The organism is Caloranaerobacter azorensis DSM 13643, from assembly GCF_900129995.1.
Taxonomy (GTDB): Bacteria; Bacillota; Clostridia; order Tissierellales; family Thermohalobacteraceae; genus Caloranaerobacter; species Caloranaerobacter azorensis.
In genome coordinates this window covers 26,108-53,070 of record NZ_FQXO01000010.1, presented here as the reverse complement: position 1 = coordinate 53,070, position 26,963 = coordinate 26,108, and the positions used below count along the sequence as shown (strand labels likewise).

Genomic DNA, 26,963 nt, shown 5'->3' with positions numbered 1-26,963 from the left:
TTCTTCTATATTTACTTTCATATACACTAACCCTTAATTATATTATACCATTACTATTTAAATTTACTAAAAAAATATATTAAAAACTATTACTATTGAGAAAACTATTAATGAGGTGTTTGCTATGACTCATAAACCAAATAAAATTAAAAGTTTTTATGACATTCCAACTTTCACATGGGGTGGTACAACAATTAATTGGCAAAAAGAAGCTGAAGAACTCAAAGTTTATATTAATGAAAAAAAGGAAAACATTAAAATTAATGATTCTAAAAAACATTATTATTTAAGAGATCAAAATTAAAGATTCGCCCTCGGCGAATCTTTAATTTTATTCTAAAAAGTCTTTTAATTTTTTACTTCTGCTTGGATGTCTTAGCTTTCTTAAAGCCTTTGCTTCAATTTGTCTGATTCTTTCTCTAGTTACATCAAATTCTTTACCAACTTCTTCTAACGTACGCGCTCTCCCGTCTTCAAGACCAAACCTGAGAATTAAAACCTTCTGTTCTCTAGGCGTTAATGTATCTAATACTTCTACCAATTGCTCTTTAAGTAAAGTAAATGTAGCTGCTTCAGAAGGTGCTTGTGCATCATCATCAGGAATAAAATCACCAAGATGACTATCTTCCTCTTCGCCAATAGGCGTTTCTAATGAAACAGGTTCTTGAGCTATTTTTAATATCTCTCTAACTTTCTCTTCTTCCAAATTCATTTCTTTAGCAATCTCTTCAGGAGTAGGCTCTCTTCCTAAAGTTTGTAATAATTGTCTAGAAACTCTAATCAATTTATTTATTGTCTCAACCATATGAACAGGTATCCTAATAGTTCTAGCCTGATCTGCTATAGCTCTAGTAATTGCCTGTCTTATCCACCATGTAGCATAGGTACTAAATTTATAGCCCTTTCTATAGTCAAACTTTTCAACAGCTTTTATAAGACCCAAATTACCTTCTTGTATTAAATCTAAAAAGAGCATTCCTCTACCAACATATCTTTTTGCTATACTTACAACTAATCTTAGATTCGCCTCGATTAATCTCTTTTTTGCCAATTCATCACCTTGTTCCATTCTTTTAGCCAATTCAATTTCCTCTTCTGCTGTAAGTAGTGGTACTTTCCCTATTTCTTTCAAATACATTCTAACAGGGTCATCTACGCTTATCCCTTTAGGTAAAGATAAATCATCTTCTGTAATTTCATGTATTTCTTCTTTTTCTAGTAATATTTCATCTTCTTTATCACCAACTATATCTATACCCATTTCCTCTAAACCCTGGTATATTTCATCTATTTGATCTGAATCAATATCTATCTCCTCTAATGTATCCATAATTTCTTTATATGTTAACATCCCCTGTTTTTTACCTTTTTCAATCAACTTTTTCATAGTATTTATCTTCATGTCCTTTTCTTTATCTTTGCTCATTTAGTTCCCTCCCTTCAGCTAAAACAAACAGTGTAATTTTAAAGCTTTGTCTACTTCCATCAATTCTAAACATAACTCTTTTAATTCCTCTTCCTCTCCTTCATTTATAACTTTCTTAGACTCTATAAGCTTTATCTTTTCTCTTATTTGTTTTCTTTTTATCTTCAACTTGTAATAATTTATTTTCTTTAAATAGTCATCTACAGCCTTTTCTTTTTCACTATCATCAAAATTTATTTTAATCGCCAGAATTTCATTCAATTTGTCTAATTCGGAATTTGAAAAATTATCAATAATCTCCTGTTTCGTAATTTTTTTACCTTTCCTATAGTTATCATAAACTAATTCTGCAATCTTTCTATTCATTGGATCAAGAAAATCATCTGGCGAAAAATCTTCTTTAATTTTTTCATATATATATTCATCACTAATCAATAAATTTAAAAGGCTTTTTTCTGCAGTTAAATGACCAGGTTCCAAAACATTTTCTACTGGAACAATCTTACTTTTATTAGTATCTCTATAATTAGCATTTATATACTTGTCCTTTAATCTAGTTTTAATACCTTTTATACCAAAAATTTCTCTTTTTATAGCATCGACAGAAATATTAACTTCATCAGAAACTCTATTAATATATACATCTCTTTCAACAGGACTTGATATATTTTTTATATCCTGTGATATATTTTTTATAAAATCTACTTTCCCTTGAACAGTATTTATATCAAACTTATTTCTATAATATAATATTTTAAAATCAATATAATCTAATGCAGTAGTAAATAAATTTTCAAATAACTCCTTTCCAAATTTATTAATATACTCATCTGGATCTAATCCATCAGGTAAAATTATAACTCTAGGCTTAAATCCTACTCTTTTCAATAAATCTAATGCCTTGTTAGATGCTTTTAGTCCTGCATCATCAGAATCATAACAAATATAAATGCTGTCATTCCATCTTTTTAGCATTTTACACTGACTTTCTGTAAAAGCTGTACCAAGAGAAGCTACACTATAAACAATACCTTTATTATATAAGGAAATAACATCCATATAACCTTCAACTAATAAAATTTTATCTATTTTTGAATTTTTATATACCAAATTTAATCCAAATAAATTGTTACCTTTAGAAAACACAAGAGTATCTGGAGAATTTAAATATTTAGGTACAGAATCATCTAATACTCTACCACCAAAACCTATAACTTTGCCTCTTGTGTTTACTATAGGAAACATAACTCTGTCTCTAAATCTATCATAAAAACCATTTTTATTTTTCTTTTCAATAACCAGTCCTGCCTCTAATAATTCCTCTTCACCATAACCTTTTGATACTAAGTATTTCAGCAAATCATTCCATTCTGGATTAGCATATCCAAGTCCAAAAATTTTTATAGTATTACTTGAAACACCTCTTTTTCTAAAATAGTTATATCCTCTACTATTTTTTTGTAAATTATAATAAAAATATCTAGCTGCTTCTCGATTTATTTGATAAAGTCTATTTTTTCTTCTTTCTAGCTCAATATTCTTTTTCATATTGCTTTCATCAATTTCTATACCTGCTCTATCAGCTAATATCTTAATAGCTTCCTTAAAATCTAGGTTTTCATACCTCATTATAAAACTAATTACATCACCACCCACTCCGCATCCAAAGCAATGGAAAATCTGCTTTGAAGGCGATACAACAAATGAAGGTGTTTTTTCATTATGAAAAGGGCATAGTGCTTTATAGTTAGCACCAGTTTTTTTTAACCTAATGTACTGTGAAATAACTCCTACTATTTCATTTTTTTCTCTTATTTCCTGAATCAAATCTTCATTTAAAGTACTTGACATAAATAATCACCTTTTAAATACTATTCGTCAAAAATAGACTTTTTTCCTTCCCTTTAAACAAAAAAACTCTTCTTTAAAATGGAAATATATTAAAACAAAATCTTCAACATAACAAAATATAACAAAAAGAAAATTCTCGTTTATATTTTAAAACATAAACTATATTTTAAATTATCTGCAATTTGATAAGGAATATAATTATGGATTATAAAAACATAAACATTTTTATGGCAGGTTTAAATTATTCGACATATATCGATATATTCCTTCCTATTTAAAAAATTTTTTATATATTTTTATTTAGTATTTTATGGATTAATTTGATTTTTATTTAATTTTTTGTTTTAATTTCATACTATATTATTTTTGCCATGGCCGAGGAACAAAAATATCCTTAAAAACCCTAATTGCATATCTATCAGTCATACCAGCAATATAATCACATACTATTTCATCTTTAGTTCTCCGAATAGTTTCATGATGTTTCCTATGTTCTGCTGGTATTTTTTCGAAGTTTTTATTATAATATTCATAAAGCTGTTCTATTATAAATTTTGCCTTATCTTCTTCTGATTTTGCTTTCTTATTCAAATAAACACTTTGAAACATAAAATCTCTAAGCTTATTAGTATAGTAACTAATTTCCTCGCTCATCTTTATATCGTTTCTTTCATAACTATTTTTTATAATATCCATAATCATAGTATTTATTCTTTCTCCATATGTGGAACCCAACACCTTTATACAGTCCTTCGGTAAATCTTCTTTAGATATTATTCTAGCTCTTATTGAATCGTCAATATCATGATTTATATAAGCTATTCTGTCAGCTATTTTTACTATTTTCCCCTCTAACGTAATAGGTTCTCTGTTCCCTGTATGATTTAAAATCCCATCTCTTACCTCATATGTTAAATTTAACCCCGGTTTTTCATTATGGAATTCTAAATAATCAACTACTTTTAAACTCTGTTCATTATGCCTAAAGCCTTTTGAAAAAATTTCATTTAAAACTTGTTCTCCCTTATGTCCAAAAGGTGTATGTCCTAAATCATGACCTAGTGCAATAGCCTCCGCTAAGTCTTCATTTAATCTTAAAGCTCTAGCTAAAGTCCTTGAAATTTGTGCTACCTCCAATGTATGAGTAAGTCTTGTCCTATAATGGTCTCCTTCTGGAGCAATAAAAACTTGAGTTTTATGCTTAAGTCTACGAAATGCTTTCGAATGAACTATTCTATCTCTATCTCTCTGAAATTCTGTTCTAATACTACACTTTTTCTCTTCAAATTTCCTTTTAGCTTTAGAACTCAAAGCTGCATATTTAGAAAGAATATTTTTCTCTAATTCCTCTGTCCTCGATCTTATATTCATCTAACATCACCTTTTATTCATAAAGTTATTATTTAATATATACAACATATACAAATATAATCCTGCTATTTATTTTTTAAAAAGTAATTTTTAACAAATTCAGTTGCGAAAGAAAGAGTGCTTTAAAATAGCACTCTTATTTAAACCTTTAATAAGTTATTTTCCTTTATAATCTCCATAATTATATTTGCACTTTCTTCAACGGCTTTATTGGACACATCTATTACAACACATCCTAACTTTTTCATTATCTTCTCCGAATACTCAAGTTCTTTAAGTATTCTATCCATGCTAGCATAACTAGCAGTATTGCTCAAACCCAATGCCTTCAATCTTTCTTTCCTTATTTCATTCAATTTTATAGGATTTGCAGTAAGTCCTATTATCTTTTTAGGAGCAATTTCAAATAATTCTTTTGGTGGAGATACTTCTGGTACTAAAGGTATATTAGCTACCTTTATATTTTTATGAGCTAAATACATACTAAGAGGAGTTTTAGAAGTTCTTGATATACCTATAAGAACAATATCTGCTAACTTAATCCCTCTTGTATCTTTTCCATCATCATATTTTACTGCAAATTCAATAGCTTCTACTTTTCTAAAATACTTCTCATCTAGTTTTCTAATAAGCCCCGGCTCTCTTTTCGGTTCATGTCCAACAACATTTTTAACTGCATCTATTACCGGCGTCATCAAATCAATTGCCTGTATATTATATTTTTTTGCATTTTCAAGTATAAAATTTCTTAACTTCTCAATAACTATTGTAAAAATAATTATACAATTCTCATTTCTAGCTTCATTAAAAATCTCGATAATTTGTTCTTCTTCTGTAATATATGGAAATCTTTTGATATTATATTTTCCTGAATTAAATTGGCTTACAGCCGCCCTTGCAACTTGTTCCCCAGTTTCACCTATTGAGTCTGATAAAACATATACAACCATTTCTTTTCCCATTCAACAACCCCCTAACGTTTTTTACAAATCAAAGAAACTATGTTTCATTAAATTATAGAAAATTTTGAATATACTTTCTGTCCATCAATCTAAACAAAATCCTTTTTGATTTATTTAAATCGAAGCTTTTGTTCCTAAATCAACAAATATTTTTGTAATATTTGTTTTTGAAATTCTACCTACAACTTTATACCCTTTAACTCCATCTACTTCAGCATCTTGTACCACAGGAAGACTATCAACCTGATGTTCTATAATTTTTTCAGCTGCTTCAATAATGCTTTCTTCCGGTTTTGCAACAATTATATTAGGCATTCTAGTCATTATTACCCCAACAGGTATTTTATTTATATCTACCCCTCCTATAGCACTTTTAAGAAAATCCTTTCTTGAAACTACTCCTACAAGCAATCCTTTTGAAACTACACAAACTGTTCCTACATCTTCTAAAAATAAAGTCACTATTGCATCGTAAACCGTAGTTGATTCATCAACAACAACAGGTAGAGATTTAATATCATCCACTTTAATTTCTTTTATGTAATCTTTATAAAAATCTAAATTAGACTTACCAGAATAAAAATATCCAACCTTAGGTCTAGCTTCTAAAATACCCGACATTGTAAGTATAGCTAAATCCGGTCTAAGAGTAGCTCTAGTTAAATTTAATTTCTTTGCAATCGCTTCACTTGTTATAGGCTGATTTTTCTTAACTATATTAATTATCTGATTTTGCCTTTCAGTATATTGAATAACACTCACCTCTTTTCAAACAGAAATGTTTACTATATTTTATCAAATTGTGTTCTTAAGATAAAGTCCACCAATTGGTGGACTTTATTCTATCTATTTCATAACAATTTTTGATAAATCACAGATTGAAAACATCATATCTGATATTCTTTTAATTAAACCTAGTCTATTATTTTTAATATCTTCATATTCAACCATAACCATAACATTATCAAAGAAATTATCTATCGGCTCTTTCAAATCAATAAGAGTATCTAATGCTTTATCATATTCTCTTTTTCTTAAATATTCATCAACTTTATCTTTTGTATTAATATAAATTCTATATAAATCACGTTCTTTATCTTCAATTAACAAGTCCTCATTAACAATATCAGAACTTGCCTTTTTAGCTAACTTAGCAACTCTATTAAAAGCAGCTATAATCTCTCCTAACTCTTCCTTATCTATCCATTTATTAAATTCTTCTGCTCTAACATAAAGTTCAGTTATATTATCTAAACCAGTAGATATAACCGCATCTACTACATCGTATCTTATACCCTTTTCTATAAATAGATTTTTTATTCTTATCTTAAAGAAATCTAATATTTCTTCTCTTACTTTTTCTTTATTAAACTCCAGCCCTTTTGAATTTTTATATATAGATAATGCATAATCTATAAATTCCCCTAATGAAATGTGTAAATTTTTATCTAATATTATATTAATTATACCAAGCGCCTGTCTTCTCAATCCATATGGGTCTTGAGAACCCGTTGGTTGTATACCAATTGCAAAGCAACCTGCTATTGTATCAATTTTATCGGCTATACTTAATATAGCACCAGCAGTAGTTGTAGGCAGCTCATCACTTGCAAACCTAGGTAAATAATGTTCATAGATAGCTAAGCTAACTATTTCATTTTCACCAGACATTTTTCCGTATTCTCTACCCATAATTCCCTGTAATTCAGTAAATTCGTAAACCATTTTAGTTACTAAATCAGCTTTTGAAAGATAGGCAGCTCTTTTTACATCTTTTTTAGTTTCTTCTCCTACTTCTAAATATTCACTTATCTTTTCAGCTAATTCTACAAGTCTAATAGTTTTTTCATACATAGTTCCTAATTTGTCTTGAAAAACAATGTTCTTAAGCCCTTCCACATAATCTTCTAAAGGTTTTTTTATGTCTTCATTATAGAAAAACTTAGCATCTTCGAGTCTCGCTTCTAATACCTTTTCATTACCTTTTGTAACAACATCTAAATATTCTTCATTGCCATTCCTAACTGCAACAAAATATGGCATCAATCTACCTTTATCATCTACAACAGGATAATACCTTTGATGTTCTTTCATTGGAGTAGTAATAACTTCCATAGGTAATTTTAAATATTCTTCTTTTATTCTGCCCAACAAAGGTGTTGGATACTCAACTATATATGTTAACTCCTCTAAAAGTTCTAAATCCTCTAATATATTTCCGCCTTTACTCTTGACTAATCTATCACATCCATGCTTTATTAAATTTTTCCTTTCCTGTTGGTCAACAATAACATAATTTTCTCTTAGTTTATCAATATATTCATCCACATTATTAATTTCTATATCTTTTTTACCTAAGAATCTGTGCCCTTTTGTTCTATTCGATACTAAAATGCCATCTAATTCAAATCCTATAATTTCATTTTCTAATATTGATACTATCCATCTTATAGGTCTAGCAAATCTAAAACTTTTTCCTCCCCACCTCATGGACTTAGGAAAATTTATAGATTTTATAAGTGCAGGCACTTTATCCTTAAGCACTTCTCTAATATTTTTCCCTTCTACAACTTTATTTACATACACATAATCTTCCCCATTATATTCTTTTATAATAACATCTTCTGGATTAACTCCCTGTCCTTTGGAAAAACCAATTAATGCCTTTGTTGGATTGCCATCTTTATCATATGCAATTTTCTTAGCAGGGCCCTTTACTAATTCATGTAAATCTTCTTGTTTTTCACTAAGTCCATATATAATAGCAACTAATCTCCTTGGTGTACCATAAACTTTAATATCATGAAAATCTATTCTTTCATCTTTAAACAAATTCTCAAATTTCTCTTTTATTTGGCTAATAGTTTGTTCCATAAATCTTGCAGGTATTTCTTCTACACCTATCTCTAATAAATATTTATATGTCATTTTTAGCACCTCCTTTTAATAACGGAAATCCTAGCTCTTTTCTTTTTTCAATATATTTTGCTGCTATAAGTTTAGCTAAATTTCTAACTCTTCCAATATAACTAGTCCTCTCTGCTACACTAATAGCACCTCTAGCATCTAATACGTTAAAAGTATGTGAACATTTTAAGACAAAATCATAAGCTGGCAAAACAAGTCCTTTTTCTATTAATTTTTTAGCCTGTTCTTCATATGTATTAAATAAATTTAAAAGTACATTTATATCTGCTTCTTCGAAACTATATACCGAATGCTCATATTCAGCCTGTTTAAAAATTTTACCATATTTTACTCCATCCACCCATTCAATATCAAAAATATTATCAACATCTTGTAAATACATTGCAATTCTCTCTAGTCCATAAGTTATTTCAGCAGATTCTAATTCACAATTTATACTGCCTATTTGTTGGAAATATGTAAATTGAGTAATTTCCATACCGTCTAGCCAAACTTCCCAGCCTAATCCCCAAGCACCTAAAGTTGGAGCTTCCCAATTATCTTCTACAAATCTAATATCATGTTTTAATGGATCAATGCCAATGGCTTTAAGACTTTCTAAATATAATTCTTGAACATTATCTGGAGATGGTTTTAATATAACCTGAAGTTGATGATGCTGATATACTCTATTAGGATTTTCACCATATCTAGCATCTGCTGGTCTTCTTGAAGGCTCAACATATGCTACCTTCCAAGGCTCTGGTCCTAGTGCTCTTAAAAATGTTTGTGGGTTCATTGTTCCCGCACCTTTTTCAATATCATACGGTTGAACAATTATGCAGCCTTTATCTCCCCAGTATTTAAGTAAAGTCATTATCAAATCCTGAAACTTCATCATCATTCCTCCTTATTAGTTAAATGTAAAAACCTTTCATCCCCACAAACATAGGGACGAAAGGTTCCTTCCGCGGTTCCACCCTATTTGATGCCATTTGGCATCCTCTTTAAAAGAATGCTCAGAAGCGCCCTTCATCAACGGATTATACTAGGCTCCCACCATCCCTAGCTCGCTTAAATAATACCTATTGACTACTCCTCTTCATCATAGCTTTCTATGCTTTTGTTAAACATAATTTAGCAAATTATTATCTGTTTGTCAATATTATTCTTGTGTATTGTCTTCAGGACTAGACTCTTCCTTCTTATCTCTTTTTGCAACTTTTTTTACATTCTCAATAGTTTTCTCTGCTAAATCATTTATTCTCACTACTTCTCCGTTTTCTTTTACTATTTCTATAGTACATTTTGATAGAAATGCAGCTGTTAATCCAAAAATAGTTGCAGGTGGAGCTAATAAAGCACCAATAGCTCCTGCTGTAACAGGAATATTCATTATTGTCTCTCCATCTTTTTTGAGTATTATCTTAGTTACATTCCCTTTTCTTATTGATTCTCTTATTTTTTCTAATATCTCATCGCCTATATTACCAATGTTTTGTGGCCATGATTTTCGATTTTCTTCTATATATATTAAAGCCTCTACAACATCTCCATTGCATTTTTCTAATATCTCTTTAGCCTCTTTATAACTAACTCCTGTCCTTTCTCTAAGTAAATCAATCTTTTCTAGTGTTATTTCCATAAACCATCCCTCCATTATTCTTTAATAGAATTTAAAAAGTCAAGAGACTTAAAACTCTTTCTATCAGTATATTCCTTTAAATAATTTATTATAATTTCTTTTAATTTAACCATAGTATTGCCATCTATTATCATTTTATCTAACTTGTCTAGTTCAGTGTACATAAGAAACCTCATAGCCTTTAAAATATCCTTACTTATAATATACCCTTCATTATCTTTTTGTTTGCAATCTTCGCAAAGAATACCTCCATTTTTTATACTAAATATAATATTATTACCGGGTTCATTATTACATAAAACACAAGTTTTCAAATTTGGTTTATATCCAATAAAACTTATGTATTTTAATTCAAAAGCACGTGCTAACTTTGAATAGTTATCTTTCAAATTTTCTAAAACCCTTAATGTCTTAATAAGTAAATCAAATAAAACGGGAATTGGATATTCTTCAAACGTTGCACAATCTACAAGTTCAAGAAAATATGTTGCATATGCCAATTTATATATATCTTCTCTTAATGAATAGAATGTATCTACTATTTCCCCACTATTTATATAATAAAAATTCTTACCTTTATACAAAATAAACCTGCTATAGCTAAAGACCTGAGAACAAGATATTAAAGGACTTTTTTGTCTCCTTGCACCTTTAGCTATAGCCTGAATTTTACCATTTTCCCTTGTATATATGGTAAGTATTTTATCCCATTCATGATATTTAATTTGGCGTAAAACTATTCCCTCAAAATTTAATAACATTATACACCTCTATATAACAGTTTTGATTTCCTCCTTATATCCGTCTTCCTTTTGTTTTAAAACAATTTTTTCACATTCTTTACAATAGATAAAAGCATTTATATTTCCTGTAACCTGAAAAATCTTCCACATTTCGTTTCTCAACATTTTATGCCCCTCCCCAATGTTCTTCTATGTGTAATATTGTGTTTAATATAATGCATTTTATTCTTTGAAAATTATAGTATTGAAGGAAAAATAGAAACAAAATGTGGACTTTAAAGCTACTTATAGCCAAGCTGCCTTAAGAGATTTTCTTTTTCCCTCCAGTCTTTTTTTACTTTAACCCATATATCAAGATAAACTTTACTTCCTAACAATCTTTCAATATCCATTCGAGCCTCTTTCCCTATTGCCTTTAATTTTTTTCCGCCCTTACCAATTATTATACCTTTATGAGATTCTCTTTCGCAATATATTGTAGCATTTATATCTATAATGTCCTTATCCGATCTTTTTCTTATTAAGTCAGTTTCTACAGCAATCCCATGTGGAACTTCTTGTTCTAAATTATGAAGCGCCTTTTCTCTAATGATTTCAGCAATAATCAATCTTTCAGGTTGATCAGTAATCATATCATCTGGAAAATATTTAGGTCCTTCAGGTAAATATTTCTTAATAACTTTAAGAAACTTATCTATACCTGCTCCATTTAATGCTGAAATAGGAATTATATCTTCAAAAATACCTGTGCTTTTATAATTTTCAAATATAATATCTACATCACTACTCTTTATTTTATCAATTTTATTTATCAATAATATCTTAGGTGTTTTTATATTTTTTATTTGCTCTAAAATATATTTATCTCCAGGTCCAATTTTCAAGCTGTTATCAACCATTAAAACTACAACATCTACTTCACTAAGCGTATCTTTAGCTACCTTTACCATGTATTCTCCTAATTTATTTTTGGGCTTATGAATACCAGGGGTATCTAAAAATATTATCTGATAATCATTTCCTGTATAAACGCATTGTATCTTGTTTCTAGTTGTTTGAGGTTTATTTGAAATAATACTTATTTTTTCTCCTATAATACAATTTAACAAAGTCGACTTACCAACATTAGGTCTTCCAATTATAGACACAAAACCTGATTTATACCCCATATTACTCCCTCCCAGTCTTAACATTTAAATCTTCAGGCCCGAAACTGTGAGGAAACAATTCTTCTAAATCATACTCTTTATAATCATCTTCAGACTTTGCAACAATAATTTTTATGTCTTTTCCGAATTCCCTTATAACTTGTCTGCACACCCCACAAGGATAAGTATATGTTTTAGAATCTCCAACTATCGCTATTGCTACAAATTCTCTATCTCCTTCAGATACAGCTTTAAATATAGCAGTTCTTTCTGCACAATTAGTTGGAGTATATGAAGCAGATTCTATATTACAACCTGTATAGATTTTCCCATTTTTTGTTAGTAGCGCTGCTCCTACATGAAAATTTGAATACGGTGCATAAGATTTTTCTTTTGCTTCTAATGCTTTTTTTATAAGTTGTCTTTTGTCCATAAATTTACCTCCTATTAAATAATTACTTTAGTATTAGGTTTAACTACTTGAATCCAAGTATTGCCCGGATTTAATTTTATCTCATTACCAGATAAATCAAAATACATTGTCTTACTTCTTCTAGTCTTTTTCTCCCAAACTATATCTATGGCTTTTCCATTAGTAATATAGATACCTTTACCCTTACCTACAAGATTAATAGCAAGTCTGCCATAACTATCTATCACCTTCGTATTCGCTCTTTGTATAATTATGTTCTTAGCCGTTACAATACTTTTATCTAACTCATCTATATGAATTTTACCATCTTTATATCTTTTATATACTCTATTTTCTTTATCATAAACATATTTAGTAGTATTATTTTTAAAATATTCTATTTTAACAGTATTAGCCTGAATACCATCCAAATCTAAATCTTCTTTGTTAAATTCAAATGATTCAAAGTTGCCTTTAAGTCTATATTTACGTTCTTTCTGTGTTCTTCTAATAACTTCCATACTTGTATACAAATCATGTGGCTTTCTTTTACCCGTCTTATTATATCTCCAAAAAACTTTTTTAGAACTAGTCAAAGCATCTATATCTGCTATTTTTAATTTTTTTACATCTGATTTTGCAGCCTCACTTCCTCCACATCTTACATATACAGGATCATATTCTAATAATGCAGTTATAAAATAAGGTCTCGCACTCCTAACAGGACCTATAAGTTCCGGCTCATTCATTAAAAATAAAGCCATATATCTAGTATAATTACCTTCTACTAAAAATTCATAAACTATCTCAGCCTGACTTATACCTGACTGCCATCTAGCTTCTGGATGATTATCATACATTACTGCCACGGGCCTTCTTAAAACCTTTTCTTTCGGAGCATAAATTCCACTTAATGGAGACTGCATTAAATCATCTGCTTTATTAGTATTATTATCATCTTCATTATTTATTAAATTCTCATTATTTTCTTTAACATCTTCTTGCATTTTTTTATCTTCATTATCGTTTTCCTCTTTTGATATAGTTGGCTTCAAATCGGTTGTATCTTTTTTAGTACATCCAAATAACGAACTTATCAATACCATTATTGCTATCAAAAGTAACCCTATTTTCTTGTGCATTTTAATTCCCCCTCATCATTTACTTCATTTCTGGAGTTACTAACCCGCCAGATACAATTAGCTTTATAGCTTCTTCTACGTCCATATCTAAATAAACAATCTTACTTCTAGGAACTATAATAAACATACCTGAAGTAGGATTTGGAGTAGTTGGTATAAACAAGCTTATACATTCCTCTTTCGTCTTTTCAGATATTTCTTTTGGCGCTTCTGATGTTATAAATCCTACAGTATATATCCCATATTTAGGATATTCGACTAAAACAGCTTTTTTAAAAGCCTCATTTTTCTTTAGAAACAATGTATCTACAATTTGTTTAATTGAGATATAAAAAGTTTTAACTAATGGAATTTTTATAATAATTTTCTCCGTAAAATGCAATATTCTTTTACCAAAATAATTTCTTGCTATAATTCCTATTACAAAAATAATAGTAAAAGTCAATATAACTCCAACACCGGGAACTTCAATACCAAGTAATCCTTTAAGAGGCGCATCAAAAAGATTTTCAATAAAGCTAAAAAACAAATACATTATGTAAAGACTACCGGCTATAGGTAATATTACTAAAAATCCTGTTATGAATATGTTTCTAATCCCTCTTAACATTTTGCCTCCTCTTTCTAAATCTATTTTATTAATTAAATTAATATCATTAACCAATAAACTGAAACACTAATACTGTCAAAAGTATTCCTAATAAAGCTCCAAAAAATACTTGAGAAGTTGAATGAATCCCCCCTTCTATTCTGCTTTGTCCTACTAGAAATGCTATAAGAAAACTTAATGTTGCAACTAAAGTATTCTCTCCAATAAAAGTTATTGCTGTTGCTGTAGCAAATGCAACAGCAGCATGTCCACTAACTAAACCGCCTTTAAAAGGTGTCCCTGTTTTTGTTAATGTTTTTACATATATCGTAACTATTAAAATTAAAAAAATACTTATAAAAGTTAAATGTATAGGTGAATTCTTAATTTTCATAATAATTAAACTCGTATAAGGATTAACCCTATCAAATAATAATAAATATGCTACAACTATTGAATTTATCGCCGAAATCAACACTGCACCTGCTGCAACATTTTTTGCAATCTCTGCTAAAGGATGATATTCATTAGTAATTAAATCTATTGTCTTTTCAATAGATGTATTAATCATTTCAGCAATTATTACCAGGGAAATAGCAAATATTAACAGTAGTAATTCCATTCTAGAAAAATTTAAAAAAAGACTTAAAAATAATACTAAAAAAGCAGAAATAAAATGTATTTTCATATTCCTTTGAGTCTTTAAAGTATAAATTATTCCAGAAACTGCATAGTTAAAACTATCTATTAACCTTCTGACCTTCATTATTAACACCAACCACTAATTGTTTTCTGTTTTAAAAATCCTTAAACGTTTCATTACTTCCTTTTCTTTTTGTCTCATTACTAATTTCTCTTCTTCAGTTTCATGATCATATCCCATAAGATGAAACATACTATGCGCAGTCAAATATGCAACTTCCCTTTTAAAAGAATGTCCAAATTCAATTGATTGTTGCAAAGCTTTTTCAGCCGAAATAACAATATCTCCTAAAACAGGTATATAACCTTCATCTATCTCTTCATCTTCCATCGGGAAAGATAACACATCTGTAGGACTATCTTTCCCTCTATATTCTCTATTTAATTTTCTTATTTCCTCATTGTCTACAAATGAAACACTAATTTCATAATTACTACTCAATCCTTCCAATTTAAGGCATTCAAGAATAACATCTCTCACGGCGTCTTTAACATCCTCTTCAATAATTACCTTATTCTGTCTATCATCAATTAGCAGCTCCATTAAGTTTTCCTCCTTTAAGTTCATTCAAATCAAGTTTAGGATACTCAATTCTTTCATGAAATATTCCTAAAAGTATATTTAGAAATGAATTTGCAATAGTATCCAAATCCTTTAGAGTTAAATCACATTCATCTAATTGTCCATCATTCAGCTTGTTCTTAATTATTTCTCTCACTAATCCTTCTATTTTACCTTTCGTTGGCTCTTTCATAGATCTCACAGCAGCTTCTACAGAATCAGCTAACATGATAATAGCAGCTTCCTTCGTTTGCGGTTTAGGTCCTTCATATCTAAAACTATCTTCCTGAACATGATCAGAATTTTCACTATTTAAAGCTTTATGATAAAAATATGCAACAAGAGTATTACCATGATGTTGTTTAATAATATCTATTATTATTGAAGGTAATTTAAATTTTCTTGCCATTTCAGCTCCGTCTTTTACATGATTAGTTATTATTAAAGTACTTAAACTTGGATTAATTTTATCATGTGGATTTTCAGAATTTAACTGATTTTCTTTAAAGAAATAAGGTCTCTTCAATTTCCCTACATCATGAAAATATGCCCCCGCTCTAGCTACCAATGGACTAGCTCCTATAGCTTCAGCAGCTGCTTCACTTAAATTTCCAACTATTATACTATGATGATAAGTTCCAGGTGCCTCTAATAACAATCTTTTTAATAATGGATGATTTGGATTACAAAGCTCTAATAGTTTTAATGGCGTTACAATTCCAAATACACTCTCCCATAATGGTAGCGACCCTATAGTTAAAATAGCACTAAATATGCCATTAATAACTCCGTACATTATTTTATTCAATAACGAAATAATCTCTGTATCTATTATTAAACCAAATGCCAATATAGTTAATAAGTTAGTTGCACTAACTATCAATCCTGTCAAAAATATATTGTGTCTTTGATATGAATTTATTACTCCAACAGCTCCGACAGACCCCCCTATAAGAGACATTACAATAATATTTACGTCATTGCCTGTAACCATACCTATCATTATGGTTAATACACAATTAATTAATATAGCTAATTTAGGGTTCACAAGTATAGAAATCAGCATAGTAGCAGCTGAAATTGGTACTAAATATCCTGAAATACCATATATACTCTTAGAAATCATTATTGTAGTCAATATAATAATTGATAATATCACTAAAAATTTTGTACTCTCTAAAATCTCTCTATTAAATAAATACAAATAAGCTACTATAACCAATTCTAATAATACAACTATAAATAGTGCCCCTACGATTAAACTATAATCAGGTCCATCATTCTCTTTAAGTAAGCCTGTTTTCTTTATCAATTCTAAAGTTTTTACATCAATCTTCTCGCCTTTTCTAATAATAAGTTGTCCTTCTTTTATAATAACGGGTTCTACAGAATTAGCCGCTTCCTGTTGTTTTTGCCTTGTAGTTTCAATGTCCAAAAATCTATTAGGTTTAATAGTATTATTTACGATATCTATTCCTAATTCCTTTAAATTGTCCGAAAGACTATCTAAACTATTAAAAATTTTTTTCACATTTTCTTTTTCATATTCCAATTCTTCTTCTTTTATACCTGTCCCCATGATTTGGGCTACTATATCATATATATTACTTTCAAGCATTTTTAACTCTTCATTATTAGCTTTAATAATTGTCGAATAATCTTTCTCAGATAATTTAATACTAGATTGCTGTTTAAGCAAAGAAATTTTCATATTAATATCTGATTCATCATAGTTTTTTGACTCATAAACAAGTTCAAAAAATTGTTTTATTTCATTTTTTACTTTCACCTGAATTGTCGGATCTATCTTATGTCTTGGCTCAACACTATCTATAGCTTTCTCTTTCAATTGATTCGTAGTTATTTCATCAACTATATCTTTTGTAGCTATTATATCCACTGGAGCAATATCTCCAACACTAACACTAATTTTTTCCGGTGCTATGCTATCTACCACTATTAATAACAGCAATATAGTAAATAATAAAGCAATAAATATCTGCTTAATAAGCTGATTTCTAAAAATTTTAAATATAGGGCTGGCCAAAAGTTTGTCCAACCTCTCTTTATCAATACCAAGCATGGAATTCCCTCCATACACATTAATTATTTTTGTTTCTTTTTATTTTCAAATCTATCATATGCTTCTATAATTCTTTGAACTAATTGATGTCTAACAACATCTTGCTTCCCTAAATAAATAAACTCTATACCTTTAATTCCTTCCAGTATATTTGATACTTGTTTTAGCCCAGAAGGTTTTCCATTGGGTAAATCTATTTGTGTGATATCTCCAGTTATAATTGCTTTTGACCCAAATCCCAATCTAGTTAAAAACATTTTCATCTGCTCTGGAGTAGTATTTTGCGCTTCATCTAATATTATAAAAGACGAATCTAATGTTCTACCTCTCATATAAGCTAATGGTGCTACTTCAATGAGTCCTTTTTCCATATACTTCATATACGTTTCAGCACCTAATATATCAAAAAGCGCATCATATAAAGGTCTTAAATACGGGTCTACTTTGTCTTGCAAGTCTCCAGGTAAAAATCCTAATTTTTCTCCTGCTTCAACAGCAGGTCTAGTTAGTATTATCCTATTTACTTCTTTATTCTTAAAAGCAGTTACTGCCATAGCCATAGCTAAATAAGTCTTACCTGTACCAGCAGGTCCAATACAAAATACTACATCATTCTCTTTTATAGCATTAATATATCTTTTTTGACCTAATGTTTTCGGTTTAATACTTTTACCACTAGCCGTGATACACAAAATTTCATCTAAAAGTTCCTTAATCCTATCTTCGTTTCCTTCATTTATTAGCTGTATTGCATATCTTATTCTCTGTTTAGTCAATCTACCTTCGCTTTTTATCATCTCTATTAATTTTGCTATCAATTTCTCAACAATAGAAATGTTAGGCTCCTGACCAATAATTCTTATCTCACTCTGTCTAGATACAATATCAACGTCAAATTCTTTTTCTATAATTTTAATATTTTCATCAAGATTACCATAAAGCTCCATTATAAAATCGTTATCTTTTACTTCAATTCTTTTTTCAAACATTTCTCTTTCCAATCTTATCCTCCCAACTATTATTGTATTTTCTGTTTCTCACCAATCTCTTCGATTACTTCAATACTAACTCTAGTAATAAGGATATTATCTTCAATAGAATATTTAACATCTTTTGATATAACCTTTGCCCCCTTAGGTAATTCATTCATAATCATTTGTACACCTCTTACAGATTGCATCTTTTTCAATGCTTCAACATTTTGTTTAACTTTAATGAGTTCAACTTCTTTATATTTATGAACTATAATTTCAAAAGGCAATTCATAACCTAAAATTTTAATTAATTTTCTATTTTTTTTATCTTCAATATAATTCTTATACGGTATTTCCTTATTATTTAAAAGCAAACTATAATTACCTATTTTAATTTCTCTAACCGAATAACAATTTCCTGTTTCTTCCTCAATTTTTTTTATAATAGGTTCTTGTAGCTCTTTTACATACAATGTTTTACCTAAAACAGTGCCATCAGAATGCACTAATAAAGGATTTTCAAGTTTTTCATCTTCAATTATCCCTGAAATTAAAACTTGACCTTTTTTTACAATATCACCCTTTTCCACAACACTCTTACCATTTCTGGCTATAACTTTCACAATAACTGCTTTTTTCTTAGCAACAACATTGCAAGGTACATCTTTTCTTATAGCAGATGGCATAACATCTCTAACCTTAACCTCAACTAAAAGTTTTGTACCTATTATCTCCATATTAACAAATGATATATTCTCAATATCCCTTAGTATACTTCTTTTCAACTCAGATATATCTATCTCTGACTTTAAAATACCTGGTTTAATATCCATTTTTGTTAAATAATCAACTATAAGTTTGCTATCCGCATTTTCATTACCTATTACTTCTATTTCCCAAATAAAAGAAGTTAAAAAAATTATTATACCCACTGCTACAGCAAACCCGAATACTAACATCTTTCTGTATTTCAATTTATGAATTAAAAAAGGGAAGCCTTTTTTTTCTATAATATAAACTCTACAACCAACTCTTTTAACTACTTCCCTCAGAGATTTAAAACCTTTTAACCCAACTTTTGCTTCTAAAGTCGTATAATCATATCTTATGATGTCCCATAAATATATTCCTTTAGCTATAGAAAGATTAATAAATCTCTCTAATGTGAGTCCTTCAATCTTAATAATAACATATCCACGAAAATAATTCCATATTCTTATAACTAACATTAACTACACCTCTCAACTTATAAATTCAACTACTTCAATTTCTCCAACTATTATAATTTCTTCAGTAACAATAGTTCTAATTGTCAAATTATTTCCAACGATTCTTAATATACCAATATTAGTATTAATACGAATTCTTTGTTTACTGTATTCGATAATTCCTTTATGATTTTCTATATATAATTGTAAATTACCTATTAATGTAATCCTAGGTAAGTCTAAAACTATATCTTTTGGTAATTCCAATACATCAGATATAGTTGATTTAATATCATCTACCCTCTTTTTCACAAAAAGCCCTCCTTATATAAAAAAGTTATGCTTGTTATTAAATATGTATTACAAGTATTTAAAAACAGGATATTTGGTACTAAATAGAAAAATGCGGGCTATCGCCCGCAACTTCTATCTTAAACTCTTTGGTTTTGATAATATTTCAGACATAATTATACCTCTTAATATATCATCTGAGTTAAAATTTATTGTAAATACAGGTTTATCATTTACCTCATTCTGTTTAATGATATCATCTTCTCTATCTTCTAATTTTTCTTTATTAATCCTTTCTTCTTCCAAAACTTCCACTGGAAAAATCTCTTTCTCTTGATTTGTTTCAGAACTTTCTACATATACAAATTCTACTTGCTCTGGCTCATCACCATCTTCTTCAGAAATAAGCTCATAATCTTGTTTTATCTTTCGAACAGATGTAGTTTCACTAGAATATCTTCTATTTCCGTTTCTTTTATCTTTATTAAATACACTACTAAATATAACTGGTAACGATATTACAATAAGAGTCTTTAATATATCCCAAATTCCTTCCATATTAACACATCCTCAAATTACTACTTATTTGTAGGGTTACTCTTTTCATCTACTCTGCTCATCTTGGATATAGCATCCCTCATATTGGTATCTGCTAAAATATTTTTCATATTATAATAATCCATTACACCAAGTTTTCCTTCTCTCAAAGCCTTAGCTAATGCTAATGGGACTTCTGCTTCTGCTTCGACTACTTTAGCTCTCATGGCCTGAACTTCAGCTTTCATTTCCTGTTCCCTAGCAACAGCCATAGCTCTTCTTTCTTCTGCTTTTGCTTGAGCTATTCTCTTATCGGCTTCGGCTTGGTCTGTTTGAAGTTTAGCACCTATATTTCTACCAACATCAACGTCGGCTATATCTATTGATAATATTTCAAATGCCGTACCTGCATCGAGTCCTTTCCCCAAAACAGTTTGAGATATTTTATCAGGATTCTCAAGCACTTCTTTATGGCTACTAGCGCTACCTACGGTAGTAACTATACCTTCTCCTACTCTTGCTATAATAGTCTCTTCTCCTGCACCACCTACTAATCGCTCTATATTTGCTCTAACTGTAACTCTAGCTTTAACCATAACTTCTATACCATCTTTTGCAACTGCTGAAACTTTTGGTGTCTCAATAACTTTAGGATTAACACTAACCTGTACAGCTTCTAATACATTTCTGCCTGCTAAGTCTATTGCTGCCGCTCTTTCAAATTCTAGTGGAATATTAGCTCTTTGCGCTGCAATCAAGGCATCAACAACGCTATTTACATCTCCACCTGCTAAATAATGAGCTTCTAATTTGTCAATTCCTAATTCTAGCCCAGCTTTTGTAGCTTTAATTAATGGATTAACAATCCTTGAAGGTATAACTCTTCTAAGTCGCATTCCTACAAGCGTAAAAAATCCTATTCTTACTCCTGAAAAGTAAGCTGTAATCCAAAGCCCTATAGGTATAAAACTAAATAATATCGTTAAAAACAAAATAACTACAACAATAATAATAGATATTGAAACAAAACTTCCCATCGAAAAACGCCTCCTTAAAATTATAATTTCCTTACAACAACTCTCGGTCCTTCAACTTTAATTACTTTAACCTTAGCTCCTTTTTCTATAAAAGAACCTTCAGAAACAGCATCAATTCTATTACCTTCTATATCTATAATTCCTGCTGGTCTAAGCAAAGATATAGCTATACCTTCTTTCCCTACATATTCAGGTTTATTTTCAACGCCTACATAACCTTTTTTATTATTTTGTCTTGTCCTTAATACTATTTTATCCAAATAAGGACTTGTTTGCCCATATTTCACCAAAAGTATAACGACCAAAACTGTCAGTATAATAGCTATTCCTAACGAAATCATCGCACTTTCTATAGAACCAGAAGTTAATACTATGCTTATAATAACACAAATTATTCCACCTATTCCTGGTACACCAAATCCAGGCATGATCACTTCTATAAGCAGTAAAACTATACCTGCTAAAAATATTATAACTGTACCCCATCCAGAGTTTCCTACTATAATGTTCCCTCCGAAATATAATGAAAATGAAATTAAACTCAATGTCCCGCCTACACCAAAACCTGGGGTAAACAACTCAATAACAAAGCCTAAAAATCCAAGCGAAATAAGCAATACACTTACATATGGATTAGTCAAATATTTGGCTATATTCATTTTTAAATCAGTATTTATCTTTACAACTTTATTATAATTAATATCAAAATGATCTAATATATCGTCATAATCGTTAGATATATAATCTGCAAATCCTAACTGTTTAGCTTCTTTATAATTCAAGTTTAATAATTTCCCTTTTTTTACTACTCCATCTATTTCAATATCTTTGTCAGCCATAGCTGCTACTAATTCTTTGTCTCTTCCTCTTTGTTCTGCAACAGTCTTTAGAGTACTTACCCACATTGACATAATTTTTTCTGTATTTGGTATTGGTTCGGCAGAACCTATAGTAGAACCTTCTGCCATAACTATTTTCTCTCCAGCTATAGTAATGAGAACCCCAGCAGACTCTGCTTTATTATTTACAAAAGAAATTGTTGGCGTATTAATCTCCATAATCACGTCCTTAATAGCTATAGCATTATCTATAAAACCGCCATATGTATCTATTTCAAAAATTATAGCAGCAGGTCGATATTTAGAAATTTCCTCAACTTTTGTTTTAACAAACTGATAAGTAGCTTTATTTATTTCTCCCTTTATTGGTATTACATATACATCATTCCCTTCATCGGAATATACTGAAATTGAACTTAATACTAGAACCAATAAAATAAAAAAAACTGCTACTCTTCTTACTTTCAATTTCTCACCTCCTTAGTCTAAATTATAGTATGACTATTAATATATGTATACCCTGAAATTTAACTCTTAAAATAAATTAAACAATCTTATCTTGAATTTGCTTTTCTAAATACCATATTCAGTAATATTCCTATAATTGTTAATAGAAAAATTATGTTAATTTTTATTATATCTATCATTATTTCACTATAACCGTTATTAAGATGTAATATAAAATTATCATATTTATACTTAAAAACACTCAAAATGCTGTATAAAGAAAATATATTGTCAGGAATACTCGAAGGAGAAATAGTTAAATATGGTATCGTTTTAAATATCCCCACAATCATAAAAACAAGCAGAATGGAATATGCTAACGTTTTTAATATATTATTCTTCATTTCTAACACATATTCGTACCATTCTTTTATTCTTCTTTTTTCCATATATCCCTGAAACAAAACGATAGTTTGTTTTTTTACACGTCTATATATTTTCACAATAAAATTGAATAATATATATAATGCAACAAAAATTATCACATTTATATAACCATATATTTTTTCTTTATAAACAACAATATCTTGCACATCTAGTCCTAAAACCGAAAGTTGACTAACTACTTTATTAACTTTTAAATGTAAATAAAACAACTCTTTATCATAAGATACATATCTTACTATCTTTTTCTCCCAGTCTAGTCCAAAAAGTTTTTCATCGAATGGTATATATATTACATTACTATTTTTAATAATACCTATTACTTCATATTCATTTTCAAACACTTTTATTTTCTTTCCAACAGCATTCTCTGTTTTAAAATAAAAATCTGCTACCTTATCTCCTACTACTGCAACTCTTCTTTCTGAATCTGTTATAAATTCTCCATGGATAATCGGTATATCAATTATTTGAGTATCCATTCCAGTTGTCATTATAAGTTTATGTTGTCTATATTTCATCGAATAGTTTATTGAATATACATTTAGATAAAGCATTTTTTTTATTTTTCGGAATTCCTCATTCCTCAAATCTCCTCTGAATCTAATCTCTACAGCCGTAGGATTATACTTTTCTTTCAAGTACATATACGAACTAAAAGATAGTACTATTATTAAAGCTAATAAAATAATTTTCCTTACTCCCATAAATGTACTTTCACTCCATCCTTAATCTTATATGACAAATTCGTAATTACTCTGGGCTTTTCCAATGTCTCAAGCCCTCTTACACAAACTTGATTATTTCCAACTACTACCATTACCACATCTATTTTTCTCGCAATATATTCAGTACCCAGAACTCCTTTCTTTTCTTCTACTGCATAAACATAACCTTCTTTTCCTACACCATATCCGTCATATGGGATAACAGCGACTTTTGGAATAGTATTTTCTTTATTATATTCTTTTGATATTCTTCCTTGCAATCTTTGTCCCAATACAGGAACCCCTTGAGCTTCATCTCCAAATATAGCTTCGATCTTTATTAACTTATTCTCTGCTACTTCACTTACATTTACAATTCTTGCAGCATCAGGAACAAGATTTTTGTTTTCTGTTTCTATTTCAATTTTAGCTGCATTTTTAACAAAATAATAATACTTATCAGGTACATAAGCTACAAATTTTACTGAATTATATCCTTTCACTTTGCCAATCTCAATAATTGTAGTATCTTTACCTAATATCCTATTCACTTGATTTAATCTTAATATAACACCATCAACATCCGAATAGTAAATCCCATCGTCTGAAACTTTAGCATAAAACTTCTTCCTATTTTCAATTTCAGATATTTCATTTTTAATCCGTTTGATATTGTTTTCCGCCTCTTTAATTTCTAATAGATTTTCTTTCTTCTTTTCTTCAAGTAATATTTTTTTTATTTCCAAATTATTTTCCAAATCTTTAAGACTCTCTTTATTTCGTTCCAATTCTGAGAGGCTTATTGCTCCTGATTTGTATAACTGTTCCAATTTTGAAATCTCATTTTTTTGAAACTGTATTTTATCTTCTAAAACCTCTATATTCTTCTCATCTATAATAAATGAACTGTTTTTCAGTCTATCTAATTTAACCTTCTCTTTTTCAAGTAAAAGTTTAAGATCTTCTATTTGCTCATCCTCTCCTTTAAAACCATATTTATAATTTATTTTAAAAATAGGATCTCCGACTTTTACTTCTTGTCCTACTTTAACAAAATATTCATCTATAATCACATTACCACCGAGCCTTACTTTATAAACCTCTTTTGGTTCTATTGTACCTTCAAGATCAACACTCTTTTCAATAGAGCCCTTTATAGCCGATACAACTTGAACTTTAGGTAAAAATAAATTAACTATTGACTTTGAAAAAAAACCCATTATAAATATAAGTGTAAAAAAACCTACCACTATATTTTTCGTTGTTTTAAGCACTTTATTTTCCATCACTTCATACCTCCTACTGTTAGACCCTCTTTCAAATAATCTTCACCTTTAATAAATATTAATAGGGCAGGGACAATATAAAGTACTGCGCCAGCATAAAACACTTTATAATCACCATAATAGATATTTTCCAAAAATACTGATAATGGTAACTTCGAAGGAGTATCTATAAAAATAATAGCTTGTTCAATCAAGTTCCAATTATCTATAAAAGTAAGAATAACCAACGAAAAAACTGCAGGTTTTATTACAGGTAAAACTACTTTAAATAAAATTTTGCCATATCCTGCTCCATCAATTCTTGCCGCTTCAATTATATCGTTAGGTATACCTCTTACAAACTGTCTTAATAAAAAAACTCCGAATGATGAAAAAATACCCGGTAAAATAATCGCTATATGTGTATCAAGTATTTTTATATTCAAAACTCTATGTATTTTATCTAACACAAGATAATTAGGTACTAAAGTTACTTGAAATGGAAGTAGTACTGCTAAAATATATATTACAAATATCAAATCCCTTCCTGGAAATTCCATCTTTGCAAAGGCAAATGCTGCAAAAATCCCTATCACTATTTGTCCAACTATTATAATAACAGTTAACTTGACAGAATTCATAAAAAATTTAAAATACTCTGCTTTATTAGTTACAATAGAATAATACTGTTGCAAATTAAACTCATCAGGTATAATCTGTATATTTTCAGCATTAATTTGACTCTCCGTCATAAAAGAATTCGTAAATGTATATATTATCGGAAATACGTATAAAAGAGATATTATAAAAATCAACACAAGCAATATTTTTTTCATAATTAACTTTCACCTACTTTTCTTGCATGTTTTCTATCAAAATAGAACAGTAAGAAAGCGAAAACAAATATTACTGCTGCAAATACATAAGCTGCAGATGTTAATTTTTCATACTGAAGATCTCTAAATTTATTATTCATATAATGCTGTAACATATATATTTTTGGATTTGGATAGTTTCCTTGTAATATAAATATATCTTTAAATACTTTAAATGAATTAATTATAGTTACTATTCCAACAAATACTGTCGTAGGCGTAATAAGTGGAATAATAATATGCCATAGCCTCTGAAAGTAATTCGCTCCATCAATCATAGAGGCTTCTATTATTTCTTTTCTTAATTGCGACAGCCCAGCTAGATATATTATCAGATTATAACCTGTATTTCTCCAAATAAATATTAATACTACTACTATCATTGCATATTCTGTATTTATTAAATTGAATCCTCCAGTTCCAAACACTTTTCTAAAAAAACCAGCTACTGTACCCGAAGGTATCGCCATAGGAAGTATAATAAATAATTTTATAAATTTTGGTGCGTTTATCTCATAAATTATTAAAGCTAATATAAAAGAAATAATAATAATGAGTGGTATAGCAATACCCATAAATAACGCTGTATTTTTTAATGCTAAATTAAATGCATTGCTCTTAAACACATCATTATAATTTTTAAATGCAACAAAAGTATTATCAAAACCACTTCTGCTTACAGAATATCTTAAACCCAAAATAAAAGGGATAATATATAAAATTGAGAAACCTATTAGACTAGGTAATATAAATAAAAAACCTTTAGATTTTCTTATTTTTTTTAACATACTCCACC

Annotated in this window: 28 protein-coding genes and 1 other annotated feature; of the genes, 1 reads left to right on the top strand and 27 read right to left on the bottom strand. The window is 29.1% G+C overall.

All coding sequences use genetic code 11. The features are described from left to right. The first annotated feature begins 124 nt into the window (after positions 1 to 124). Positions 125 to 304, top strand: coding sequence for a hypothetical protein (locus BUB51_RS02540; protein WP_073195173.1), 180 nt, complete (start codon positions 125 to 127; stop codon positions 302 to 304). 27 nt (positions 305 to 331) lie between these two features. Here the strand turns inward: BUB51_RS02540 and rpoD are convergent, their stop codons facing one another. The 27 genes from rpoD to BUB51_RS02410 all read right to left on the bottom strand — a co-directional run bounded on the left by rpoD (position 332) and on the right by BUB51_RS02410 (position 26,955). Beyond that, positions 332 to 1,426, bottom strand: coding sequence for an RNA polymerase sigma factor RpoD (gene rpoD, locus BUB51_RS02535; RefSeq protein ID WP_073195172.1), 1,095 nt, complete (start codon positions 1,424 to 1,426; stop codon positions 332 to 334). A gap of 18 nt (positions 1,427 to 1,444) precedes the next feature. Beyond that, a complete protein-coding gene (dnaG, locus tag BUB51_RS02530; protein ID WP_073195170.1) occupies positions 1,445 to 3,277 on the bottom strand; it encodes a DNA primase in 1,833 nt (610 codons plus the stop codon). A 360-nt stretch (positions 3,278 to 3,637) separates the two neighbouring features. Next, positions 3,638 to 4,648, bottom strand: a complete 1,011-nt coding sequence (locus BUB51_RS02525) for a deoxyguanosinetriphosphate triphosphohydrolase (protein ID WP_073195168.1) — start codon at positions 4,646 to 4,648, stop codon at positions 3,638 to 3,640. Between the two features lie 140 nt (positions 4,649 to 4,788). Beyond that, complete coding sequence (locus BUB51_RS02520; RefSeq protein ID WP_073195167.1) at positions 4,789 to 5,610, bottom strand: pyruvate, water dikinase regulatory protein; 822 nt, start codon at positions 5,608 to 5,610, stop codon at positions 4,789 to 4,791. A 114-nt stretch (positions 5,611 to 5,724) separates the two neighbouring features. After that, complete coding sequence (ccpN, locus tag BUB51_RS02515; RefSeq protein WP_073195165.1) at positions 5,725 to 6,372, bottom strand: transcriptional regulator CcpN; 648 nt, start codon at positions 6,370 to 6,372, stop codon at positions 5,725 to 5,727. A gap of 84 nt (positions 6,373 to 6,456) precedes the next feature. Next, positions 6,457 to 8,538, bottom strand: a complete 2,082-nt coding sequence (gene glyS, locus BUB51_RS02510) for a glycine--tRNA ligase subunit beta (protein WP_073195163.1) — start codon at positions 8,536 to 8,538, stop codon at positions 6,457 to 6,459. Next, positions 8,528 to 9,415: a glycine--tRNA ligase subunit alpha gene (gene glyQ, locus BUB51_RS02505; RefSeq protein ID WP_073195161.1), complete on the bottom strand. Its 888-nt coding sequence runs from the start codon at positions 9,413 to 9,415 to the stop codon at positions 8,528 to 8,530. The genes glyS and glyQ overlap by 11 nt, the downstream gene beginning before the upstream one ends. Before the next feature lie 49 nt (positions 9,416 to 9,464). Beyond that, positions 9,465 to 9,635: a binding site (T-box leader), on the bottom strand. A gap of 47 nt (positions 9,636 to 9,682) precedes the next feature. Next, positions 9,683 to 10,162: a DUF4342 domain-containing protein gene (locus tag BUB51_RS02500; protein ID WP_073195158.1), complete on the bottom strand. Its 480-nt coding sequence runs from the start codon at positions 10,160 to 10,162 to the stop codon at positions 9,683 to 9,685. A gap of 14 nt (positions 10,163 to 10,176) precedes the next feature. Then, positions 10,177 to 10,923, bottom strand: coding sequence for a DNA repair protein RecO (gene recO, locus BUB51_RS02495; protein WP_073195156.1), 747 nt, complete (start codon positions 10,921 to 10,923; stop codon positions 10,177 to 10,179). 9 nt (positions 10,924 to 10,932) lie between these two features. Continuing rightward, positions 10,933 to 11,070 carry a YqzL family protein gene (locus tag BUB51_RS12835; protein WP_143153546.1) on the bottom strand — a complete coding sequence of 46 codons (138 nt, stop codon included), beginning with the start codon at positions 11,068 to 11,070 and terminating at the stop codon, positions 10,933 to 10,935. A gap of 116 nt (positions 11,071 to 11,186) precedes the next feature. Then, on the bottom strand, positions 11,187 to 12,074 hold the full coding sequence (gene era / locus BUB51_RS02490; RefSeq protein WP_073195154.1) for a GTPase Era: 888 nt from the start codon (positions 12,072 to 12,074) through the stop codon (positions 11,187 to 11,189). Between the two features lies 1 nt (position 12,075). After that, complete coding sequence (locus BUB51_RS02485; RefSeq protein ID WP_035163757.1) at positions 12,076 to 12,486, bottom strand: cytidine deaminase; 411 nt, start codon at positions 12,484 to 12,486, stop codon at positions 12,076 to 12,078. A 14-nt stretch (positions 12,487 to 12,500) separates the two neighbouring features. Continuing rightward, on the bottom strand, positions 12,501 to 13,607 hold the full coding sequence (locus tag BUB51_RS02480) for a DUF3048 domain-containing protein (RefSeq protein ID WP_073195151.1): 1,107 nt from the start codon (positions 13,605 to 13,607) through the stop codon (positions 12,501 to 12,503). Between the two features lie 19 nt (positions 13,608 to 13,626). Next, complete coding sequence (locus BUB51_RS02475; protein WP_073195149.1) at positions 13,627 to 14,217, bottom strand: DUF502 domain-containing protein; 591 nt, start codon at positions 14,215 to 14,217, stop codon at positions 13,627 to 13,629. 46 nt (positions 14,218 to 14,263) lie between these two features. Continuing rightward, positions 14,264 to 14,962 (bottom strand): diacylglycerol kinase, encoded by a 699-nt coding sequence (locus tag BUB51_RS02470; RefSeq protein WP_073195148.1) that lies wholly within the window; start codon positions 14,960 to 14,962, stop codon positions 14,264 to 14,266. A 15-nt stretch (positions 14,963 to 14,977) separates the two neighbouring features. After that, positions 14,978 to 15,442: an rRNA maturation RNase YbeY gene (ybeY, locus tag BUB51_RS02465; protein WP_073195146.1), complete on the bottom strand. Its 465-nt coding sequence runs from the start codon at positions 15,440 to 15,442 to the stop codon at positions 14,978 to 14,980. Next, positions 15,426 to 17,543, bottom strand: coding sequence for an HD family phosphohydrolase (locus BUB51_RS02460; protein ID WP_073195144.1), 2,118 nt, complete (start codon positions 17,541 to 17,543; stop codon positions 15,426 to 15,428). Before BUB51_RS02460 ends, ybeY begins: the two co-directional genes overlap by 17 nt. A 23-nt stretch (positions 17,544 to 17,566) precedes the next feature. Continuing rightward, entirely contained in the window at positions 17,567 to 18,532 is a 966-nt protein-coding gene (locus BUB51_RS02455) for a PhoH family protein (protein WP_073195235.1), read from the bottom strand. Positions 18,533 to 18,561: 29 nt separating this feature from the next. Further along, on the bottom strand, positions 18,562 to 19,746 hold the full coding sequence (gene yqfD, locus BUB51_RS02450) for a sporulation protein YqfD (RefSeq protein WP_073195142.1): 1,185 nt from the start codon (positions 19,744 to 19,746) through the stop codon (positions 18,562 to 18,564). 12 nt (positions 19,747 to 19,758) lie between these two features. Further along, positions 19,759 to 20,037, bottom strand: coding sequence for a sporulation protein YqfC (gene yqfC, locus BUB51_RS02445; RefSeq protein WP_035163750.1), 279 nt, complete (start codon positions 20,035 to 20,037; stop codon positions 19,759 to 19,761). Positions 20,038 to 20,151: 114 nt separating this feature from the next. After that, positions 20,152 to 20,574 carry a hypothetical protein gene (locus BUB51_RS02440; RefSeq protein ID WP_073195140.1) on the bottom strand — a complete coding sequence of 141 codons (423 nt, stop codon included), beginning with the start codon at positions 20,572 to 20,574 and terminating at the stop codon, positions 20,152 to 20,154. 20 nt (positions 20,575 to 20,594) lie between these two features. After that, positions 20,595 to 21,590 carry a flotillin-like protein FloA gene (gene floA, locus BUB51_RS02435; RefSeq protein ID WP_073195138.1) on the bottom strand — a complete coding sequence of 332 codons (996 nt, stop codon included), beginning with the start codon at positions 21,588 to 21,590 and terminating at the stop codon, positions 20,595 to 20,597. A 20-nt stretch (positions 21,591 to 21,610) separates the two neighbouring features. Continuing rightward, positions 21,611 to 22,897, bottom strand: a complete 1,287-nt coding sequence (locus BUB51_RS02430) for an NfeD family protein (RefSeq protein WP_073195136.1) — start codon at positions 22,895 to 22,897, stop codon at positions 21,611 to 21,613. An 86-nt stretch (positions 22,898 to 22,983) separates the two neighbouring features. Then, positions 22,984 to 24,027, bottom strand: a complete 1,044-nt coding sequence (locus BUB51_RS02425; protein ID WP_073195134.1) for an ABC transporter permease — start codon at positions 24,025 to 24,027, stop codon at positions 22,984 to 22,986. Beyond that, on the bottom strand, positions 24,018 to 25,316 hold the full coding sequence (locus BUB51_RS02420; RefSeq protein WP_143153545.1) for an efflux RND transporter periplasmic adaptor subunit: 1,299 nt from the start codon (positions 25,314 to 25,316) through the stop codon (positions 24,018 to 24,020). Before BUB51_RS02420 ends, BUB51_RS02425 begins: the two co-directional genes overlap by 10 nt. Continuing rightward, a complete protein-coding gene (locus BUB51_RS02415) occupies positions 25,313 to 26,128 on the bottom strand; it encodes a carbohydrate ABC transporter permease (protein WP_073195130.1) in 816 nt (271 codons plus the stop codon). Before BUB51_RS02415 ends, BUB51_RS02420 begins: the two co-directional genes overlap by 4 nt. A gap of 2 nt (positions 26,129 to 26,130) precedes the next feature. Further along, positions 26,131 to 26,955, bottom strand: coding sequence for a carbohydrate ABC transporter permease (locus tag BUB51_RS02410; protein ID WP_035161509.1), 825 nt, complete (start codon positions 26,953 to 26,955; stop codon positions 26,131 to 26,133). Between the last annotated feature and the right edge of the window lie 8 nt (positions 26,956 to 26,963).

Coding starts and splice junctions, on each gene's coding strand:
- BUB51_RS02460 (WP_073195144.1), bottom strand. CDS start 17,543: ATGCTTGGTATTGATAAAGAGAGGTTGGACAAACTTTTGGCCAGCCCT.
- BUB51_RS02520 (WP_073195167.1), bottom strand. CDS start 5,610: ATGGGAAAAGAAATGGTTGTATATGTTTTATCAGACTCAATAGGTGAA.
- yqfD (WP_073195142.1), bottom strand. CDS start 19,746: ATGTTAGTTATAAGAATATGGAATTATTTTCGTGGATATGTTATTATT.
- dnaG (WP_073195170.1), bottom strand. CDS start 3,277: ATGTCAAGTACTTTAAATGAAGATTTGATTCAGGAAATAAGAGAAAAA.
- BUB51_RS02525 (WP_073195168.1), bottom strand. CDS start 4,648: ATGAATATAAGATCGAGGACAGAGGAATTAGAGAAAAATATTCTTTCT.
- BUB51_RS02425 (WP_073195134.1), bottom strand. CDS start 24,027: ATGGGAGTAAGGAAAATTATTTTATTAGCTTTAATAATAGTACTATCT.
- BUB51_RS02540 (WP_073195173.1), top strand. CDS start 125: ATGACTCATAAACCAAATAAAATTAAAAGTTTTTATGACATTCCAACT.
- glyQ (WP_073195161.1), bottom strand. CDS start 9,415: ATGAAGTTTCAGGATTTGATAATGACTTTACTTAAATACTGGGGAGAT.
- ybeY (WP_073195146.1), bottom strand. CDS start 15,442: ATGGAGCTGCTAATTGATGATAGACAGAATAAGGTAATTATTGAAGAG.
- BUB51_RS02480 (WP_073195151.1), bottom strand. CDS start 13,607: ATGCACAAGAAAATAGGGTTACTTTTGATAGCAATAATGGTATTGATA.
- BUB51_RS12835 (WP_143153546.1), bottom strand. CDS start 11,070: ATGTTGAGAAACGAAATGTGGAAGATTTTTCAGGTTACAGGAAATATA.
- BUB51_RS02455 (WP_073195235.1), bottom strand. CDS start 18,532: ATGTTTGAAAAAAGAATTGAAGTAAAAGATAACGATTTTATAATGGAG.
- recO (WP_073195156.1), bottom strand. CDS start 10,923: ATGTTATTAAATTTTGAGGGAATAGTTTTACGCCAAATTAAATATCAT.
- floA (WP_073195138.1), bottom strand. CDS start 21,590: ATGGGAAGTTTTGTTTCAATATCTATTATTATTGTTGTAGTTATTTTG.
- BUB51_RS02485 (WP_035163757.1), bottom strand. CDS start 12,486: ATGGACAAAAGACAACTTATAAAAAAAGCATTAGAAGCAAAAGAAAAA.
- BUB51_RS02475 (WP_073195149.1), bottom strand. CDS start 14,217: ATGTTAAGAGGGATTAGAAACATATTCATAACAGGATTTTTAGTAATA.
- era (WP_073195154.1), bottom strand. CDS start 12,074: ATGGGGTATAAATCAGGTTTTGTGTCTATAATTGGAAGACCTAATGTT.
- BUB51_RS02415 (WP_073195130.1), bottom strand. CDS start 26,128: ATGAAAAAAATATTGCTTGTGTTGATTTTTATAATATCTCTTTTATAC.
- BUB51_RS02470 (WP_073195148.1), bottom strand. CDS start 14,962: ATGAAGGTCAGAAGGTTAATAGATAGTTTTAACTATGCAGTTTCTGGA.
- BUB51_RS02500 (WP_073195158.1), bottom strand. CDS start 10,162: ATGGAAATAACACTAGAAAAGATTGATTTACTTAGAGAAAGGACAGGA.
- rpoD (WP_073195172.1), bottom strand. CDS start 1,426: ATGAGCAAAGATAAAGAAAAGGACATGAAGATAAATACTATGAAAAAG.
- BUB51_RS02410 (WP_035161509.1), bottom strand. CDS start 26,955: ATGTTAAAAAAAATAAGAAAATCTAAAGGTTTTTTATTTATATTACCT.
- glyS (WP_073195163.1), bottom strand. CDS start 8,538: ATGACATATAAATATTTATTAGAGATAGGTGTAGAAGAAATACCTGCA.
- BUB51_RS02440 (WP_073195140.1), bottom strand. CDS start 20,574: ATGGAAGGAATTTGGGATATATTAAAGACTCTTATTGTAATATCGTTA.